General features: G+C 64.0%; 20 protein-coding genes and 1 other RNA gene. 4 read left to right on the forward strand and 17 right to left on the reverse strand.

Features of this window, described 5'->3' with window-relative positions; translation table 11 throughout:
- Positions 1–51: 51 nt before the first annotated feature.
- The 6 genes from erpA to rplM all read right to left on the reverse strand — a co-directional run bounded on the left by erpA (position 52) and on the right by rplM (position 2,831).
- On the reverse strand, positions 52–420 hold the full coding sequence (erpA, locus tag ACGLHR_RS18785; protein ID WP_150987988.1) for an iron-sulfur cluster insertion protein ErpA: 369 nt from the start codon (positions 418–420) through the stop codon (positions 52–54).
- A 110-nt stretch (positions 421–530) separates the two neighbouring features.
- Positions 531–944, reverse strand: a complete 414-nt coding sequence (locus ACGLHR_RS18790; protein ID WP_400095813.1) for a polymer-forming cytoskeletal protein — start codon at positions 942–944, stop codon at positions 531–533.
- A gap of 34 nt (positions 945–978) precedes the next feature.
- On the reverse strand, positions 979–1,293 hold the full coding sequence (locus ACGLHR_RS18795; RefSeq protein WP_400095814.1) for a hypothetical protein: 315 nt from the start codon (positions 1,291–1,293) through the stop codon (positions 979–981).
- The gene (locus ACGLHR_RS18800) at positions 1,266–1,781 is read right to left on the reverse strand and encodes a hypothetical protein (protein ID WP_400095815.1); all 516 of its coding nucleotides are present in this window, start codon (positions 1,779–1,781) and stop codon (positions 1,266–1,268) included. Before ACGLHR_RS18800 ends, ACGLHR_RS18795 begins: the two co-directional genes overlap by 28 nt.
- A gap of 217 nt (positions 1,782–1,998) precedes the next feature.
- Entirely contained in the window at positions 1,999–2,391 is a 393-nt protein-coding gene (gene rpsI, locus ACGLHR_RS18805; protein ID WP_006156414.1) for a 30S ribosomal protein S9, read from the reverse strand.
- Positions 2,392–2,402: 11 nt separating this feature from the next.
- Positions 2,403–2,831, reverse strand: a complete 429-nt coding sequence (gene rplM, locus ACGLHR_RS18810; protein ID WP_006156415.1) for a 50S ribosomal protein L13 — start codon at positions 2,829–2,831, stop codon at positions 2,403–2,405.
- A gap of 778 nt (positions 2,832–3,609) precedes the next feature.
- Here rplM and ACGLHR_RS18815 point away from each other — a divergent pair.
- A complete protein-coding gene (locus ACGLHR_RS18815; protein ID WP_400095816.1) occupies positions 3,610–4,032 on the forward strand; it encodes an OsmC family protein in 423 nt (140 codons plus the stop codon).
- Positions 4,033–4,114: 82 nt separating this feature from the next.
- On the opposite strand, the gene rnpB is transcribed toward ACGLHR_RS18815, so the two are convergent.
- The 5 genes from rnpB to ACGLHR_RS18840 all read right to left on the reverse strand — a co-directional run bounded on the left by rnpB (position 4,115) and on the right by ACGLHR_RS18840 (position 8,945).
- Positions 4,115–4,456: RNase P RNA component class A (gene rnpB, locus ACGLHR_RS18820), an RNA gene on the reverse strand.
- 43 nt (positions 4,457–4,499) lie between these two features.
- Positions 4,500–5,399 (reverse strand): DUF3025 domain-containing protein, encoded by a 900-nt coding sequence (locus tag ACGLHR_RS18825; RefSeq protein WP_400095817.1) that lies wholly within the window; start codon positions 5,397–5,399, stop codon positions 4,500–4,502.
- A 38-nt stretch (positions 5,400–5,437) separates the two neighbouring features.
- Complete coding sequence (gene pyrC, locus ACGLHR_RS18830; RefSeq protein WP_400095818.1) at positions 5,438–6,472, reverse strand: dihydroorotase; 1,035 nt, start codon at positions 6,470–6,472, stop codon at positions 5,438–5,440.
- Positions 6,473–6,519: 47 nt separating this feature from the next.
- Complete coding sequence (locus ACGLHR_RS18835; RefSeq protein ID WP_400095819.1) at positions 6,520–7,860, reverse strand: glycerate kinase; 1,341 nt, start codon at positions 7,858–7,860, stop codon at positions 6,520–6,522.
- Positions 7,857–8,945: a tartrate dehydrogenase gene (locus tag ACGLHR_RS18840; RefSeq protein WP_267605506.1), complete on the reverse strand. Its 1,089-nt coding sequence runs from the start codon at positions 8,943–8,945 to the stop codon at positions 7,857–7,859. The genes ACGLHR_RS18835 and ACGLHR_RS18840 overlap by 4 nt, the downstream gene beginning before the upstream one ends.
- A gap of 142 nt (positions 8,946–9,087) precedes the next feature.
- Between ACGLHR_RS18840 and ACGLHR_RS18845 the strand changes: the two genes are divergently transcribed.
- A complete protein-coding gene (locus ACGLHR_RS18845; protein ID WP_043343649.1) occupies positions 9,088–9,918 on the forward strand; it encodes a class II glutamine amidotransferase in 831 nt (276 codons plus the stop codon).
- 186 nt (positions 9,919–10,104) lie between these two features.
- On the opposite strand, the gene ACGLHR_RS18850 is transcribed toward ACGLHR_RS18845, so the two are convergent.
- From ACGLHR_RS18850 to ACGLHR_RS18875, 6 genes are all read right to left on the reverse strand, one after another.
- Positions 10,105–10,839, reverse strand: coding sequence for an amino acid ABC transporter ATP-binding protein (locus ACGLHR_RS18850; RefSeq protein ID WP_150987966.1), 735 nt, complete (start codon positions 10,837–10,839; stop codon positions 10,105–10,107).
- Positions 10,836–11,519 (reverse strand): glutamate/aspartate ABC transporter permease GltK, encoded by a 684-nt coding sequence (gene gltK / locus ACGLHR_RS18855; protein WP_400095820.1) that lies wholly within the window; start codon positions 11,517–11,519, stop codon positions 10,836–10,838. The genes ACGLHR_RS18850 and gltK overlap by 4 nt, the downstream gene beginning before the upstream one ends.
- An 11-nt stretch (positions 11,520–11,530) precedes the next feature.
- Positions 11,531–12,259, reverse strand: a complete 729-nt coding sequence (locus tag ACGLHR_RS18860; protein ID WP_400095821.1) for an amino acid ABC transporter permease — start codon at positions 12,257–12,259, stop codon at positions 11,531–11,533.
- A 63-nt stretch (positions 12,260–12,322) separates the two neighbouring features.
- On the reverse strand, positions 12,323–13,222 hold the full coding sequence (locus ACGLHR_RS18865; protein ID WP_400095822.1) for a glutamate/aspartate ABC transporter substrate-binding protein: 900 nt from the start codon (positions 13,220–13,222) through the stop codon (positions 12,323–12,325).
- Between the two features lie 369 nt (positions 13,223–13,591).
- Complete coding sequence (locus tag ACGLHR_RS18870) at positions 13,592–14,899, reverse strand: Glu/Leu/Phe/Val dehydrogenase (protein ID WP_400095823.1); 1,308 nt, start codon at positions 14,897–14,899, stop codon at positions 13,592–13,594.
- A 177-nt stretch (positions 14,900–15,076) separates the two neighbouring features.
- Positions 15,077–16,048 (reverse strand): LysR family transcriptional regulator, encoded by a 972-nt coding sequence (locus ACGLHR_RS18875; protein WP_267605502.1) that lies wholly within the window; start codon positions 16,046–16,048, stop codon positions 15,077–15,079.
- 174 nt (positions 16,049–16,222) lie between these two features.
- Here ACGLHR_RS18875 and ACGLHR_RS18880 point away from each other — a divergent pair, with 174 nt between their 5' ends.
- Together ACGLHR_RS18880 and ACGLHR_RS18885 are read left to right on the forward strand one after the other, a co-directional pair.
- Positions 16,223–16,819 (forward strand): cysteine dioxygenase, encoded by a 597-nt coding sequence (locus tag ACGLHR_RS18880; protein WP_400095824.1) that lies wholly within the window; start codon positions 16,223–16,225, stop codon positions 16,817–16,819.
- Between the two features lie 65 nt (positions 16,820–16,884).
- On the forward strand, positions 16,885–17,343 hold the full coding sequence (locus tag ACGLHR_RS18885; protein ID WP_267605500.1) for an Lrp/AsnC family transcriptional regulator: 459 nt from the start codon (positions 16,885–16,887) through the stop codon (positions 17,341–17,343).
- Positions 17,344–17,489: the final 146 nt, after the last annotated feature.

Here is a 17,489-nt window from a genome sequence, read left to right on the forward strand (position 1 = left end):
CGAAGTGCGCTTTTTTTATTGCCGCCGGAATCCGTGGCGCTCTTGCGAGCCTTACACCGAGAACGAAGAGCCGCAACCGCAGGTGGTGCTTGCGTTGGGGTTCTTGATCACGAACTGTGCGCCGTTGATGTCTTCCTTGTAATCAATCTCGGCACCCACCAGATACTGGTAGCTCATCGAGTCAATCAACAACGTGACGCCATTCTTGTCCAGCGTGGTGTCGTCCTCGTTCACCTCTTCATCGAAGGTGAAGCCATACTGGAAGCCGGAACAGCCGCCGCCCTGCACGAACACGCGCAGTTTCAGCTCGGCATTGCCCTCTTCCTCGATCAACTGCTTGACCTTGTCGGCAGCGCTGTCAGTAAAGACGAACGGGGCCGGCATGTCCTCGGTAACGGGTGCCTCTGCGACTGCGTTCATGGGGTTCTCCTATGTAGATACGCCTGTATTTTAAGCGCTCTGGGAAGATCGTGCCGAAACCCCGTGAATTCAAGGGGTTCTGTTGGTGCAACCAGGCCAGAGGTGCCGTATCAGGCGGATTCCTGCGTACCGGATGCCAGGACCAGGTTGGGCAGCGCCTTGGGCTCCGCACTGCCGAGCGGCACCAGGCGGCCTTCCACCAATGCGCCCTGGTGCATTTCCAGCGCGGCGTAGTGCACCTCGCCCTGCACGCGGGCGTGCGGTTGCAGCTCCAGCAGCTCGGTCGCGTGCACCGGCCCGGTGACCGTGCCATTGAGGATCAGGTGTCCGACCCGGACCTCGCCCTCGACCACGCCCTTTTCGCTGATGACCAGCATGCTTGCCTGGTCGGCAGCCGCTATCACGTTGCCGCGTACCCGGCCGTCCAGGCGCAGGCCGCCCGAAAACGTCAGGTCGCCCTGGATCACACTGTGCTGGCCGATCAGGGTATCGATCGACAGGCTTTTTTTCTTGGAAAACAACATAGGTCCCTTTTTTCGTTGCTAGCCCAGCGCAGCCTTACGGCATGGCCGTCTGGGTCGCGCGCAACTGACCGTTTTGCAAAATTCGTACCGTGACCGCCCGCACCGCGGCGCCCGCAGGCAGCGCAAAGGCGCTTTCAATCCGCTGGTAGTGCGTGACCCGCAGGCCAGGCAACGGGCCGGCGCCGTTTGCGGGCAGGCTCAATGTGACTGGCTTGCCATCCCGCAGCAGTGAAACGACCAACTGTAACTCACCGCGGAACTCAGGCAAGGATGAAAAAGCCTTGGATCCACCCTGCATTATCAGCAATCGATAGTGCATCTTCAGTGGGTCGGCTTCATCAAGACCCACGCGAAAACTCCGCACATGGATGCCGGAGGTATTGCCGCTGGCCGGAAGCAGGCTCTCAAAAAAGCCAGGTCTTCCTTGAGTTGGGCGACCTCGCCTTCTGCCGTCTTCAACTGCCCGGCCAGCGCCTCCTGGGCGCTGCGCGCCATCTGCAACTGCGCCTCGGCGGTGTTGGCCACCGCCTGCAAGCGCTCGCGCTGAGCCGTCATCGCCGCAACCTGCTCGTGCAGCGCCTTGCCCTGCGCCGTCATATGCGGCGCGCCGGTGAGCCGCCGGCCAGCGTCGTACGCCCAACCCGCGGCGACCACCGCCACGACGAGCACGACGACGAGCATCAACGCGGCGCCCAGCACGCGCAGTGGCCACGGCAGGTGCGAACGCACCGCCAGGCTCCCGGACAGCGAGCCCCGGCGCGGGCGCAACAAGCGATACTTCATGCGCGGCGGGCGGGCGGCACCGACAGGCTGGCGCGGTGCGGGTCGGCTGGCCATCGCATCCTATGCATCATGGTCGGGTTCTCCGGGCGGCAGGAGCAGGGATTGTAGCCGGGGAGATGCAAAGTATTTGTAAAACGTGGTTAAAGCCAGCCGTTGCGCGCTATTGCACATGTCTTCACGAGCGCCGGGGGCGAAAAAAAACCGCACGGCGAACCGTGCGGTTTTTTTCTGGCGCGGCCAGATCCGGTGAACCGGACCTGCCGAACACACATCAACGCTTCGAGAATTGCTTCCGACGACGCGCCTTGTGGAAACCGACCTTCTTACGTTCCACTTCACGCGCATCGCGCGTGACGAAACCGGCCTTGGACAGCGACGGCTTCAGGGTGGCATCGTAGTCGATCAGTGCACGGGTGATGCCGTGGCGCACTGCGCCGGCTTGACCCGTTTCACCGCCGCCAGTCACGTTGACCTTGATGTCGAAGGTCTGTGCGTTGGCAGTCAGTTCGAGCGGCTGGCGCACGATCATCAGCGAGGTTTCGCGAGCGAAATACTCATTGATGGGCTTGCCATTGACGATGATATCGCCCTTGCCCGACTTGATGAAGACCCGAGCCACTGCGCTCTTGCGGCGGCCAGTACCGTAATTCCAATTTCCGATCATGGATGGCCCCCTTAGATTTCCAGCGCTTTCGGCTGCTGCGCTTCATGCGGATGCTCGGCTTCGGCGTAAACCTTCAGCTTCTTGATCATCGCATAGCCCAGCGGGCCCTTCGGCAACATGCCCTTCACAGCTTTTTCCAGGGCGCGGCCCGGGAAACGTTGCTGCATCTTACCGAACGTCGTTTCGTAAATGCCGCCCGGGTAACCCGAGTGACGATAGTACTTCTTGTCGGTTTCTTTGGTACCCGTGACACGCAGTTTGCCTGCGTTGACGATGATGATGTAATCACCCGTGTCGACGTGCGGAGTAAATTCCGGCTTGTGCTTGCCGCGCAGTCGGCGTGCCACTTCGCTGGCAACACGGCCGAGGACTTTGTCCGTCGCGTCAATCACGTACCAGTCGCGCTTAACCTCTGCAGGCTTTGCGGAAAAGGTCTTCATGATTTTTCCTGAGACTTGTAGAACCTGCCCGAAACATTGACTTTACGTCGTCGGCCGACCCTTAGGATCTGACCTTCCTGCTTGTATGTGCAGGCTCTCCCTGAATTCCTTCCCGCGGGCATGACGGAAAAGCCCACGAGTATACTGCGGACTGAGGCCTGAGCACAAGGAAAGTTAGGGAAGAACGCCAAGATGGTGCCACGCAGTGTGCTGCTCGCTATCCGGAACGGCAGCGACCGGCAAGAAAGCAGGCCATGAGGCACTTCGCCGCAGGAAGCGCATCTGGCCGCGCATCTGGCCGGCACAGGCGCAGAATAAAAAAAACCCAAGCTATTGAGCTTGGGTTTGAATCCACCAAAGGAGGAGGGTGGAGGAGACACCGGGAGATCGACGGGGCTCGGTCGCGGTGCGGGCCGGCGAATGTGGCTGTAACCATCCGATTCGCTTTCGCACTCTGCGCCGCCTTGTGCGCCGTCGTTCAATGATTCAAATTATACACGGGCGCCCTCCCAGCGCAAGGAAATTTGCAGTGCGAAATCGTATTCCGCATTGTAAAAAATCATGAAGCCGCACATGGAAATTTTTTACCCAATAAAATCAATGTCTTAGAAGATGACAGCACTGTCACAGTACTGTCATCTTAGAAGAAAGCTTCAGTTTTCGGGAAAATAGCCGAGTTACGGCGCTTACCAGCAAGTGGCCTATACTCAAAAAGCAAGCTTCGAAATCGCGTGTTCATGATCGAATACGCACTCACCAGAACGCAGGATCGAACAAAATGGAATGCAAAGTAACTTGGATGGGCGCCGACGGCATGAGCTTCGTGGCCGAGACGGGCAGTGGCCATATCGTGGCGATGGACGGTGCGCCCGAGGGCGGTGGCCACAACCTGGCCCCGCGTCCGATGGAAATGGTCCTGCTGGGTACCGGCGGCTGCACCGCCTATGACGTGGTGCTGATCCTGAAGAAGAGCCGGCAGGATGTGCGCGGCTGCAGCGTCAAGCTGCAAGCGGAGCGCGCCAGCGAAGACCCGAAGGTGTTCACCAAGATCAACTTCCACTTCACGGTGAGCGGCCGCAACCTGAACCCCGGGGCTGTCGAGCGCGCCATCCACCTGTCGCACGACAAGTATTGCTCGGCCTCGATCATGCTGGCCAAGACGGCGGAAATCACGCACACGGTGGAAATTGTAGAGGTGTAGGCGCCTGGCGCCTGGCCAGCCCCAGGGGGGCCGGCTGTGGCGCTCCCATTGGGGATGGGTGCGCGCCACACTAAAGAATCGGAAGCAAAGCAGGCCGATAAGCCGGATTCTGTGCGCGCCGGCTTCCTTGCGGTTGCCGGCACGTGACAATCATTCCTCTAGGCCGGTCGTTACCGACCGGCTCAAGCTCCCTACCCGCAGGCTCAGCGGGCCGCCTCAATGCCTGCCTATTTGGGATTGCTCCAGGTGGAGGTTACCGCGTTTCACCCTTCCCATCAGGCGAACCCGATGGCAAGACTCGTCTCTGTGGCCCTATTCCGCACGTTGCCGTGGATGGCTATTAGCCAACACCCTGCCCTGTGGAGTCCGGACTTTCCTCCCCTTGCACCGCGAGGGTGCAAGCAGCGATTGTCTGGCCTGCTTTGCGGCCCGCAGTCTAACACCGTTTGACCACGAAACGGCCACCCTCATGCAGCCTGCGCGCGGCGCCCGCGGCGAAACACCGTGGCATCCGCGTAGTAGGCCGGATCGCGATTGGCTTCGCACCAGCCGGGGATGCCCAGCACCGGCAATGGCGCAAAGCGGCCGCTGTGCAACTCGGCCGCGTCGAGCGAGGCGCACACGGAATCGTCGAGCGAGCCAGGCAGCGCAGCGCCGGCGGCCGGCGGGACGGCCAGCGGCCACGCATGCGCGGTCAGCGCTTTGTAGGGCCGCACCAGCTTTTCCAGCAGGGCGTGGCCGAAGGGCACCACGCTGCAGCGGGCTGTGCCGTCACGGCTGCCGGCGTGCTCGCTACCGTCCCAGACATCCCGCCGCGCCACGAACAGATGCTCCCAGCCGAAGCCGCGCAGCACGGACTCCAGGCCACTGTCGGCGCTCAGGAACAGGATGGCGTTCTCGTCGAACAAGGTGGCGGCGTCGCGCAGGCTGCCACGGCGGCCGTGCACGCCTGCCGCCGCGATGGTGTGGGCCTGCAGCCGGTTCAGCACCCGCTTGGAACGGGGAAAATGCAGCCAGATGAGCGCATTGAAGAAATCGTGCAGGTTGTCGCGCGTCGGCACGGCGCCGGTGGCGTAGATATGTGCCTCGTAGGCCGTGCCGGCGGGCAGTTCGGCTTGCGCAACGAAACGCAGCGGCACGCCGCGGGCATTGCGCAGCGCACGTTGCGTGGCCATTGTGCTGAGGACGGCGCGCAGGTCGGCGCCGACCTTCAGCGCACTATCCAGCGCCGTGCCGATGGTGGCGAACGGCCGGAACCACGGCTGTGCCCAGTCGATCTGCGCCACCGCGGCGACCAGCGCCAGCCTGGCTACGGCGTCGGCATCCTGTGACGCCGGCACCGGCCGGACATGACCTTTTGCTTTCACTGCCGCTTCCACTGCCGCGTCCACTTCGCCAGCGCGGCTTAGCGGGCCTTCCAGTGCAGCGTCTCGCCACCGCGCAGCGGCACCAGCGTGGTATCGCCATACGGCAGTTCGGCCGGCAGTTCCCATTCCTCGCGGACCAGGGTGAGCGTGCCGCTATTGCGCGGCAGGCTGTAGAAGGCCGGGCCGTTGAAGCTGGCAAAGGCCTCCAGCTTGTCCAGGGCACCGGCGCCTTCGAACGCCTCGGCGTACAGTTCCATGGCGTGCAGCCCGGTGTAGCAGCCGGCGCAGCCGCAGGCATGTTCCTTCAGCCCGCGCGCGTGCGGCGCGCTGTCGGTGCCGAGGAAGAAGCGCTCGCTGCCGGACACGGCCGCAGCCACCAGGGCTCCGCGGTGGGTCTCGCGTTTGAGCACCGGCAGGCAGTAATAGTGCGGGCGGATGCCGCCGGTGAAGATGGCGTTGCGGTTGTACAGCAGGTGATGCGCGGTGATGGTGGCGGCGACGGGGCCGTCGGCGTCGCGCACATACTCGGCCGCGTCCTTGGTGGTGATGTGCTCGAACACCACCTTGAGCCCGGGGAAGTCGCGGCGCAGCGGCGTCATGACCTTGTCGATGAAGACGGCCTCGCGGTCGAAGATATCGATCGCCGGATCGGTCACTTCGCCGTGCACCAGCAGCGGCAGGCCCACGCGCTGCATGGCTTCCAGCGCTGCCGCGCAGTGGCGCAGGTCGGTCACGCCGGCATCGCTATTGGTGGTGGCGCCGGCCGGGTACAGCTTGACCCCATGCACGAAGCCGCTGGCCTTGGCCGCGATGATTTCCTCGGCGGTGGTCTTGTCGGTCAGGTACAGCGTCATCAGCGGCTCGAACGCCATGCCGGCCGGCAGCGCGGCCAGGATACGGTCGCGGTAAGCCGCGGCCTGCGCCACCGTGGTCACGGGCGGCTTCAGGTTGGGCATGATGATGGCGCGGGCGAACTGGCGGGCGGTATCCGGCAGGACGGCGGCAAGAGCCGTGCCGTCGCGCAGGTGCAGGTGCCAGTCGTCCGGGCGGGTGATGGTGAGAGTCTGGGTCATGGCTTTCGGGGGGCCGGCCGGCAGTCGCGGCTGGCGCTTGCTTTGGATTACAGAATCAGGATGGCGCGGTAGTCATTCACATTGGTGCGCGTGGGGCCCGTCACCACGAGGTCGCCGGCGGCCTCGAAGAAGCCCCAGGCGTCATGCGCGTCGAGCCGGGCGCGCGCCGGTGCGCCGGCAGCCTGCGCACGCGCGAGCGTGGACGGGTCCAGCAACGCGCCGGCGTTGTCCTCGGAGCCGTCGATGCCGTCGGTGTCCGCCGCGATGGCATACACATTATCAACGCCATCCAGTTCCAGGGCGAGCGAGAGCAGGAACTCCGAGCAGCGCCCGCCACGGGGCTTTCCAGCCGCCCCGCCACCGCCCTGCGGCAGCGTGACGGTGCATTCACCGCCGGAAATCAGCACCACGGGCGCCGCGAATGGCGCATTGTACGCGCGTATCTCGCGCACCAGTGCCGCGTAGACCCGGGCAACTTCCTGCGCCTCGCCGGTCACCGTGTCGCCCAGCACCACCGGCTGGATGCCGCGCGCGCGGAAGTGATCCGCTGCCGCCACCAGGCTGCCGTGGGCGGTGGCAATGACGCGATTCTCCACCCGCGCGAACAGCGGATCGCCCGGCTTGGGCGTTTCCGCCACTTCGCCGCGTGCACCGCGCTCGAGGTAAGCCTGCACCACCGGCGGGACCGCCGCACCGTAGCGGCGCAGGATCGCCAGCGCATCGGCGTAGGTGCTGGCGTCGGGCACGGTGGGGCCGGAGGCGATGGCGCTGGGGTCGTCTCCGGCCACGTCCGACACGATCAGCGTGGTCACCGGCGCGCGGCAGGCCTGGGCGAGGCGCCCGCCCTGGATGCGCGACAGGTGCTTGCGCACGATATTCATGTCCGTGATGGGCGCGCCGCAGCGCAGCAACTCCTGCGTGGTGGCCTTGAGGTCCGCCGTGGCGATGCCCTCCGCAGGCAGCGACAGCAGGCTGGAGCCGCCGCCGGACACCAGCACGATCAGCCTGTCATCCGGCCCGAGCTCGCCCGCTCGCGCGAGGATCTCGGCCGCGGCGCGCTCGCCGGCCTCGTCCGGCACCGGGTGGCCAGCCTCGATCACGCGGACGTGTTCGGTCGGCAGGCCGTGGGCGTAGCGCGTCACCACCAGGCCGTCGAGCTGCACCGCGCTGTTCTGGCTGGCATAAGCCCGCTCCACGGCCAGCGCCATCGAGGCTGCGGCCTTGCCGGCGCCGACCACCAGGGTGCGTCCGCCAGCCTGGAGCGGCGGCAGGTGGTCCGCCACGATGCGCAGCGGATCGGCTGCCGCTACCGCGGCACGGAAGCTCTCCAGCAGCAGGCGGCGCGCGTCGGCCGCCGTGGCCGGGACAGGTTGGGCGCCCGTGCTCATAGCGCGCCCGCGATGGCCTGGCCCAGGTCCGCCGTACCGGCCTTGCCGCCGATGTCGCGGGTCAGCGGGGCATGCTCCGGCCCGGCCGACAGCACCTTCTCGATGGCGCCCAGCACGGCCGCGCCGGCTTCCGGCTGGCCCAGGTGCTCCAGCATCATGGCGCCGCACCAGATCTGGCCGATCGGGTTGGCCACGCCGCGCCCGGCGATGTCGGGCGCGGAGCCGTGCACCGGCTCGAACAGGCTGGGGAAGGTTCGGTCCGGGTTGATATTGCCCGAGGGCGCAATGCCGATGGTGCCGGTGCAGGCCGGGCCCAGGTCGGACAGGATGTCGCCGAACAGGTTGCTGGCCACCACCACGTCGAACCAGTCCGGGTGCTGGACGAAGTGCGCGGTCAGGATGTCGATGTGGTATTTGTCGACTTTCACGCCGGGGTAGTTGGTGGCCATGGCCTCCACCCGCTCATCCCAGTAGGGCATGGTGATGGAGATGCCGTTGGACTTGGTGGCCGAGGTCAGATGCCTGGCCGGGCGCTTTTGCGCCAGTTCGAAGGCGAACTTGAGGATGCGGTCCACGCCCGTGCGCGTCATCACCGTTTCCTGGATCACCACCTCGCGGTCGGTGCCGGGGAACATGCGCCCGCCGATGCTGGAGTATTCGCCCTCGGTGTTCTCGCGCACCACATAGAAATCGATGTCGCCCGGCTTGCGCGCATTGCCATCGCGGTCCACCAGCGGGCTGCGGATGCCGGGCATCAGCCGCACCGGGCGCAGGTTGACATATTGGTCAAAAGAGCGCCGGAACTGCAGCAGCGAGCCCCATAGCGAGACATGGTCGGGCACGGCGTCCGGCCAGCCCACCGCGCCGAAATAAATGGCGTCGTACTTGACCAAGGTGTCGAACCAATCGTCCGGCAGCATCTTGCCGTGGCGGGCGTAGTAGTCGCAGCTGGAGAAGTCGAAGTGGTCGAACTGCATGTCGATGCCGAACCGGCGCGCGGCGGCGTCCATCACGCGCAGGCCCTCAGGCATCACTTCAGTGCCGATGCCGTCGCCAGGAATGACTGCGATCTTGTATTTGCTCATGTCTCGAGGGCCCGCTGAATTGTATTGAAATCGGGGGGAAACGCACTGCAAGGCGCGCTGCGCTTGGCAGATAAGCCGGGCAGGCCGGATAATGGAACATTCTATTGCAATCCGGCAGCCTGCTGCCGCTCCGGTGCCCGCCATGTGCCAGCTGCTCGGCATGAACTGCGCCACGCCGACCGACGTGACGTTCTCCTTTACCGGCTTCGCCGCCCGCGGCGGCGTCACGGATCACCATGCCGACGGCTTTGGCGTGGCGTTCTTCGAGGACAAGGCCTGCCGCCTGTTCATCGACAACCAGTCCGCCGGCACCTCGCCGGTGGCCGAGCTGGTCAAGCGCTACCCGATCAAGTCCAAGAACGTCATCTCGCATATCCGCAAGGCGACCCAGGGCACGGTGCGGCTGGAAAACTGCCACCCCTTCATGCGCGAGCTGTGGGGGCGGCACTGGATCTTCGCCCACAACGGCGACCTGAAGGACTTCTCGCCTTTCCTGTCAGGGGTTTACCAGCCGGTCGGCGACACCGATAGCGAACTCGCCTTCTGCACGCTGATGCAGGGGCTGCGCAAGCGCTTCCCCGGCTCGCAGCCGCCGCTCAACGAGCTGTGCCACGCGCTCGCCGACATCACGCGCGAGATCACGCAGCACGGCGTGTTCAACTACCTGCTTTCCAACGGCCAGGCATTGTTCTCCCACTGCTCCACGCGCCTGTACTACATCGTGCGCCAGTGGCCGTTCTCCACCGCCCACCTGATCGATGCCGACCTGTCGATCGACTTCGCCCAGGTCACCACGCCCGACGACCGCGTGGCGGTGATCGCCACCGCGCCGCTGACCGACAACGAAACCTGGACCGCCTTCGCCCCCGGCGAGCTGATGATGTTCGAGGAAGGCCGCTCGGTGATGACGCTGACGGTGCCGATCCCGCCGGAAGTCCAGGCCAAGAACGCGGCCAACAGCGCCTGCACCTGAGGCTTCGGGAATACGCCGCATGAAAAAGGGACGCCGGAGCGTCCCTTCAGCTTGCCGACAAAGCCGGAGCTGCGTTGTCGTGCTCCCCTCTCCCCCTGAGGGGAGAGGGAGAGACAGCCGTCGTCATTCCAGACGGTGTTGGCGCATCCTGTCGACTTCGGCCAACACCCCCTGATTTGTCCCGCATCAATGATGCAGGATCTTCGACAGGAACTGCCTGGCCCGCTCGGAGCGCGCTTCGATATTGCCGAAGAACTCTTCCTTGGCGCAGTCCTCGACGATCTTGCCCTGGTCCATGAAGATCACGCGGTTGGCCACCTTGCGCGCGAAGCCCATTTCGTGGGTCACGCACATCATGGTCATGCCTTCCTGCGCCAGCTGCACCATCACGTCCAGCACTTCGTTGACCATTTCCGGGTCCAGCGCGGAGGTCGGCTCGTCGAACAGCATGCAGATCGGATCCATCGACAGCGCGCGGGCAATTGCCACGCGCTGCTGCTGGCCGCCCGACAGCTGGCCCGGGAACTTGGCCGCCTGCGCCTTCAGGCCCACGCGGTCCAGGTACTTCAGGCCCTTGGCGGTAGCCTCTTCCTTGGAGCGGCCGAGCACCTTCATCTGGGCGATGGTCAGGTTCTCGGTGATCGACAGGTGGGGGAACAGCTCGAAGTTCTGGAACACCATGCCCACGCGCGAACGCAGCTTGGGCAGGTTGGTCTTGGGTGAGCCCACCGAGGTGCCGTCCACCGTGATGTCGCCCTTCTGGAAGGGCTCCAGCGCGTTGACGGTCTTGATCAGCGTCGACTTGCCCGACCCCGACGGGCCGCACACCACCACGACTTCGCCCTTGGCGACCTTGGTGGTGCAATCGGTCAGCACCTGGAAGGCGCCGTACCACTTGGAGACGTTGTTGATTTCAATCATACGGCCACCTTTTTCTGGTAACGCTTGACCAGCAGCGATGCGGAGAAACAGATAATGAAATACACCAGCCCGGCGAACAGCAGCATCTCCACGATGCGGCCGTCACGCTCGCCGATGCCGTAGGCCTGGCCAAAGAAGTCCGCCAGCGCGCTCACGTACACCAGCGACGTATCCTGGAACAGGATGATGCCTTGCGTGAGCAGCAGCGGCACCATGTTGCGGAAGGCCTGCGGCAGGATCACCAGCCGCATCGACTGTCCGTAGGTCATGCCCATGGCCTGCGCGGCAAACATCTGCCCGCGCGACACGCTCTGGATACCCGCGCGGATGATCTCGGAATAGTACGCCGCCTCGAACAAGGCAAAGGCGATCAGCGCCGAGGTCATACGCAGGTCGGATGCCTGCGAAAGGTTGAACGTCTTCTGCAGGAGCTGCGGGATGATCAGGAAGAACCATAGCAGCACCATCACCAGCGGGATCGACCGGAAGATGGTGACGTAGCCCTGCGCGAACCAGTTCAGCACCTTGACGGAAGACAGCCGCATCATCGCCAGGATGGTGCCCCAGACGATGCCGACCACCACCGCGGTGGCGGTGATCTTGAGCGAGACCAGCATGCCCTCGCCCAGCACTTCCAGCGTGGTGGGGTTGATCGAGGTGAAATCGAATGAATATGCCATGACGTGTCCCCTTACTTGCTGCCGATGAAGCCGGGCACGCGGGTGCGTCCTTCAACCCAGCGCATGAGCAGCATGACCACGATATTGATCAACGCGTACATCAACGTCACCGCAATGAAGGACTCATACGGGCGCGCCGTGTAGTCCACCAGCTGGCGCCCTTGCGCGGCCAGCTCCAGCAGGCCGATGGTCGACGCGACCGCGGAGTTCTTGAAGATGTTCAGGAACTCCGAGGTCAGCGGCGGCACGATGACGCGGAACGCCATCGGCAGCAGCACGTGGCGGTAGGTCTGGGCCAGCGTGAAGCCCATCGCCAGGCCTGCATTCCGCTGGCCGGGGGGCAGCGAGTTGATCCCCGAGCGCACCTGCTCGCAAACCCGGGCCGCGGTAAAGGTGCCCAGGCAGAACATCGCCGCCAGGAATTGCTGGGCGAAGGGGTTCATCTGCTTGATGGTCTCGCCGCCGGGCAACAGCTCGGGCATGACAAAATACCAGATGAACAACTGCACCAGCAGCGGAATATTACGGAAGATCTCGACGTAGGTGGCGGCCAGGCCGGACAGCCACCTGTTGGGCACCGTGCGCAGTACGCCGAGTACCGAGCCGATGACGAGGGCGATGATCCACGACGAGAGCCCGAGTGCAATGGTGACCTTCAGGCCGGAAATCATCCAGTCCAGGTAGGTCTCGTTCTGGGCCGCTTGTTCGAGGAATACACCCCAATGCCAGCTGTAGTTCATGATGTGTCCTCAAAAAGAAACGGAAGGACATGCCTTCCGTTTCACACAACCGGAATCCCAGTATCAGTCAAGTGCCTTGTCGTTCGGCGTCTTGAACAGCGCCTTCATGTCTTCCGACAGCGGGAAGTCCAGGTTCAGGCCCTTGGGCGGCACCGGTTGCTGGAACCACTTGGTGTACAGCGTGTTGATCGAGCCATCCTTCATCATGCCGGTGATGACGTGGTCGGACAGCTTCTTGAACGGTGCGTCATCCTTGCGGATCATGCAGCCATAGGACTCGCGCGATTGCGCCTTGCCAACCACGATCCAGTCGGCCGGGTTCTTGGCCTTGGCGCGCTCGCCGTACAGCAGCGCGTCGTCCATCATGAAGGCGACGGCGCGGCCCGATTCCAGCGTCAGGAACGACTGGCCATGGTCCTTGGTGCTGATGATGTTCATGCCCAGCTTCTGGTCATCGTTCATCTTGCGCAGCAGGCGTTCCGAGGTGGTGCCGGCAGTGGTCACCACGTTCTTGCCCTTGAGGTCGGCCCAGTCCTTGATGCCGCCATCCTTCTTCACCATGATGCGGGTGCCGATGATGAAGATGCTGGTGGTAAACGATGCTTGCTTCTGGCGCTCGAGGTTGTTGGTGGTCGAGCCGCACTCGATGTCGATGGTGCCGTTCTGCAGCAGGGTGATGCGGTTCTGCGAGGTAATCGGGATTTCCTTGACCTGCAGGTTCGGCAGCTTCAGCTGATCCTTGATGGCTTCCACGATCTTGACATTGATATCGTAGGAATAGCCGACCTGGCGCACACCGCCGAGGTTGTAATTGAACGGAATCGACGACTCGCGCACGCCAAGCGTAATCACACCGGTGTCTTTGATCTTCTGCAGCGTGCCCGTCAGTTGCTCGGCAGCTTGCGCGGTACCGCACAGCACGCCAGCAGCAATCATCAGGGAAGCCAACTTGGCAACATTCATAAAATCTCCTTGACCATGAAGAGAAAGGCGGGACTCTAACAAAAAAACCACCCGTCGACGAAATAGTATTGCGCAGGCAGGCACTCAAGACAACGGGTTTTTCCCCTAACAGCGTCATTTCAGGCATGGTTTGCGGGGCAAACCGAGGTCCGCCTCCAATCCTGTAAAGCCCCTGCGCCAACGCGCCGGGCCGGCCTTGCGGCAATGCCTTGTCAGCACGGGATCCCCCTCGTGCGTTGGGGGGGCAGCGAGCGCATACGACAACGCGGCTGCCGGGAAGCCCGGCAGCCGCGTTACCAATCCTGGATGGGCTTGCTGCGCCGCAGCATCGCCAGGAAGCGACGCTGCGGCGCCAAGCCGCGTCAGGCATCAGGGATAGAGACCGCGCATTTCGCGCGCCTGCAGAATCCGCGTGCACGCCACGATGAAGGCGGCCGTGCGCAAGGTAACCTTATTGTCCTGAGCGACCTGCCAGATCGCCCGGAAAGCCTCTTGCATGATTCGTACCAGGCGCTGGTTGATTTCCTCTTCGGTCCAGAAGAAGCTGGAAAAGTCCTGTACCCACTCGAAATAGGAAACCGTAACGCCGCCAGCATTGGCGATAACGTCGGGCGCCACCAGGATATTGCGCTCGCGCAGGATGTCGTCGGCCTCGGGCGTGGTCGGGCCGTTCGCACCTTCGATGACCATGCGCGCCTTGATGTGGGGCGCATTCTGGGCGGTGATCTGGCCTTCCAGCGCGGCCGGGATCAGGATTTCGCAATCCACCTGCCAGAATTGCTCGCCGGAAATGGTCTCGCCCTGGAAGCCTTCGATGGTGCCGCTGTGCGAGGCATATTCCATCATGGCGGGCACATCCAGGCCGGCCGGGTTGTACAGCGCGGTGCGGTGGTCCTGCACCGCCACCACCTTGGCGCCAGCCTCATGGAACAGCTTGGCGGCCACGGCACCGACGTTGCCGAAGCCCTGCACGGCCACCCGTGCGCCCTTGATCTCAAGGCCGAGGTTGCGCGCCGCTTCGGATCCCACCACGAACACGCCGCGGCCGGTTGCCTCGCGCCGTCCCAGCGAGCCGCCCAGCGAGATCGGCTTGCCCGTGACCACGCCGGTGGACGTGCTGCCGGAATTCATCGAGTAGGTGTCCATCATCCATGCCATCACCTGCTCGTTGGTGTTGACGTCGGGCGCCGGGATGTCCTTGTTGGGTCCGATGATGAAGTTGATTTCGCTGGTGTAGCGGCGCGTCACGCGCTCCAGCTCCGAGCGCGAGAGCGTGCGCGGATCGACGCGGATGCCGCCCTTGGCGCCGCCGTAAGGCACGTTGACCGCGGCGTTCTTGACCGACATCCAGGCCGACAGGGCCATGACTTCCGACAAGGTCACGTCCTGGTGGAAGCGCACGCCGCCCTTGCCCGGGCCACGCGACATGTTGTGCTGCACGCGATAGCCTTCGAAGTGGGCAATGGTGCCGTTGTCCATCTCGATCGGCACATCGACCACCAGCGCGCGCTTGGGGCGCTTGAGGGTCTCGACCCAGCGGGCCAGCGAGCCCAGGTACGGCGTGACACGATCGACCTGCTGCAGGTAGATGCCCCAGGGCCCGAGCGCATCGGCGTTCAGGTAGGAAGGCAGGGAGTGGTTCTTGACGGCAGGATTGGACGGCGCTGCGGAAGACATCGTTTGGTTCCGGTGTGAAGGTGCCGCCAGCTTAGGGGAGGCAGCCCTGCAGAAGCCAATGCCGTTTGATTATCCTGTTATGCATGGTTAGCATAACCTTTGACGAGCGCCGTGTGCCGCCCCGTGCCGCCCCTCCCGGCTACTTGGCGGTGCGCCCGGCGCACCAGCCGCGCGCCTTCAGGATTTCGGCAGTGCGGGCAAGGTCTGCGCTGCCAGCGAAGACCAGACGCGGTCCACCAGCTGGCGCTTGTTGCGAACCTGTGCGCTGCGCCGCTCGCTGACGTGTTCGCCCGGCTTCTCCCGGTAAAGCCGGATTTCCATGTCGATCGACAGCGGCACGCCGCGCGCGGCCTCCGCACGCACCAGCCGGTGCTGGGCCAGTTCCTCCCGCACCGCGCTCTCCGGCAGGAAGGCCATGCCATGCCCGGACAGCGCCATCACCTTGAGCGCCTCGGCCATATCGGTCTCGTAGCATTTGTCGAGCTTGAGCGCGTCGGTGGTTTCTGACAGCAGCATGTCGACCATGCGGCCGAGGAAGGCATTGGGCGTATAGCTGAGGAAGGGCACCGGCTTCTTGTCCGTGCCCGGCAGCCGGTACAGGGGCTTGCCGGCGGCGTCCGGTACGCTGTATGGCGACAGCCGCTCGGTGCCCAGCACCATCATGTCGTAGTGCGCGGGATCGAGCTGGATGGCCTGGCGCGCATGGTGGTAGACCATCACCAGGTCGCAGCCGCCATCGACCAGCGCCAGCACGGCGTCGTGCACGTTGAGCGCGCGCAGCCGGCACGGCAGCGTGCCGATCTCGCGCTCCACCGCCTTGAGCCATTCGGGGAAGAACGTCAGCGACAGCGTGTGCGGCACCGCGAATTCCAGCACCTGCGCATTGGCCGAACGCTGCCCCCGCATCAGCGCGCGGGTCTCGCTGACTTGCGCCAGCATGGCCAGGGCCTGCTCGTAGAACACCTTGCCCGCCGGCGTGAGGCTGGTGGGATAGCTGGAGCGATCGATCAGCTCCGTGCCCACCCAGGACTCCAGCGACTGGATCCGGCGCGAGAACGCGGGCTGCGTCACATGACGCTGCTCGGCCGAGCGCGAGAAGCTGTGCGTCTCGGCCAGGCTGACGAAGTCTTCAAGCCACTTGATTTCCATGAGGCGGCATTATCCACCGGCTTCTTGCGGTTTCGCCACCGCCAGGAATAATATTCTACTTTATTTAGCTTTATTAGAATAAGATTACACTTACAGCCAGATTTGCACGACAGGACGCACGTGTTTGCTACGGGCCGGACGCTATGATGGTCGCAAACCAACAAGGAGCCCTTCATGGCCACCCAGCAAGCCGCCGTTACCGATATTGCCAGCCACGCACGTAGCGCCGGTGTCCTTGGCACCCTCGACGCGGCCGGCGGCCGGCCGGATCTCTTTGCCCCGCTATCCGACGGCATGTCGTCCGCCTTTGCAGCCAGCGCGCGCATGGTGGCGCAAGGCATCGAAGCCAGCCTGCCGAATTCCGCGACGCTGCTGGCGCTGTTGCCGGAATCGCTGCGCGAGGGCTCGGCCCAGGGCTATGTGCGCCACCTGGTGCACGCCGATCCGCTGGCGCGCTTCTCCGCCATGCTGATCGTCTGGCGGCCGGGGCAGCACAGCCCGGTGCACGGGCACCAGACCTGGTGCGCCTACCGGGTGCTGCGCGGCACGCTGCATGAGCGCCACTACCGCTGGGACGCGCAAGAGCGCCAGGCACATCCGTGCGGCGAGATCACGCGCACGGCGGGCGACACCTTCAGCGTGCCGGCCGGGCTGCGCCATATCCATGCGCTCGGCAACGACAGCGACGCGGTGGCCGTGTCGCTGCATATTTATGGGGTGGACCAGGAACACATCTGCAGCGGTGTGAACCTGCTGGTGGACGCGGCCTGAGTTTTGCGGCCGGCGTGCGGCCAGGCACCGGGGAAACGAAACGCTGCGCGCCAACAGGAATTGCCATGGACCGTTACGACCGCCAGATACTCGCCGCCCTTCAGGAGGACGCCACCGTGCCTGTGGCGGAGCTTGGCGAACGGGTAGGCCTCACCTCCACGCCGTGCTGGCGGCGCGTGCAGAAGCTGGAGGAAAGCGGCGTGATCCGCAAGCGCGTGGCGCTGCTGGATCCCGCGCTGCTGAACGTGGGCGTGACGGTATTCGTGTCGGTTCGTACCAGCCAGCATAGCGTCAAGTGGCTCAAGACTTTTCATGATCTTGTCGCCTCCATTCCCGAAGTCACCGAGTTCTACCGCATGGCCGGGGATACCGATTACCTGCTGCGCGTGGTGGTGCCGGATATTGCTGCTTATGATCGCGTTTACAAGAAGCTGATACAGGGGGCGGAGCTGGCGGATGTGAGTTCTAGTTTTGCAATGGAGCAGATTAAGTACACTACGGCGTTGCCGTTGGATTATGTGTAGGGTGGGGATTCGGATTTGGCGCTTCTGCCCCCGCTGACGCGGGGGGGTCTCTTGTGGGCGGGGTTTTGATGCTTCTAGCTGCTGTCGCGGCTGTACGGGGTTGGCCGTTTTAGAACGTGTGAGATGTCACTTTTCTTTACTCGTAA

Origin of the sequence: Cupriavidus sp. CuC1 (assembly GCF_044627735.1) — a bacterium.
Classification (GTDB): domain Bacteria; phylum Pseudomonadota; class Gammaproteobacteria; order Burkholderiales; family Burkholderiaceae; genus Cupriavidus; species Cupriavidus ulmosensis.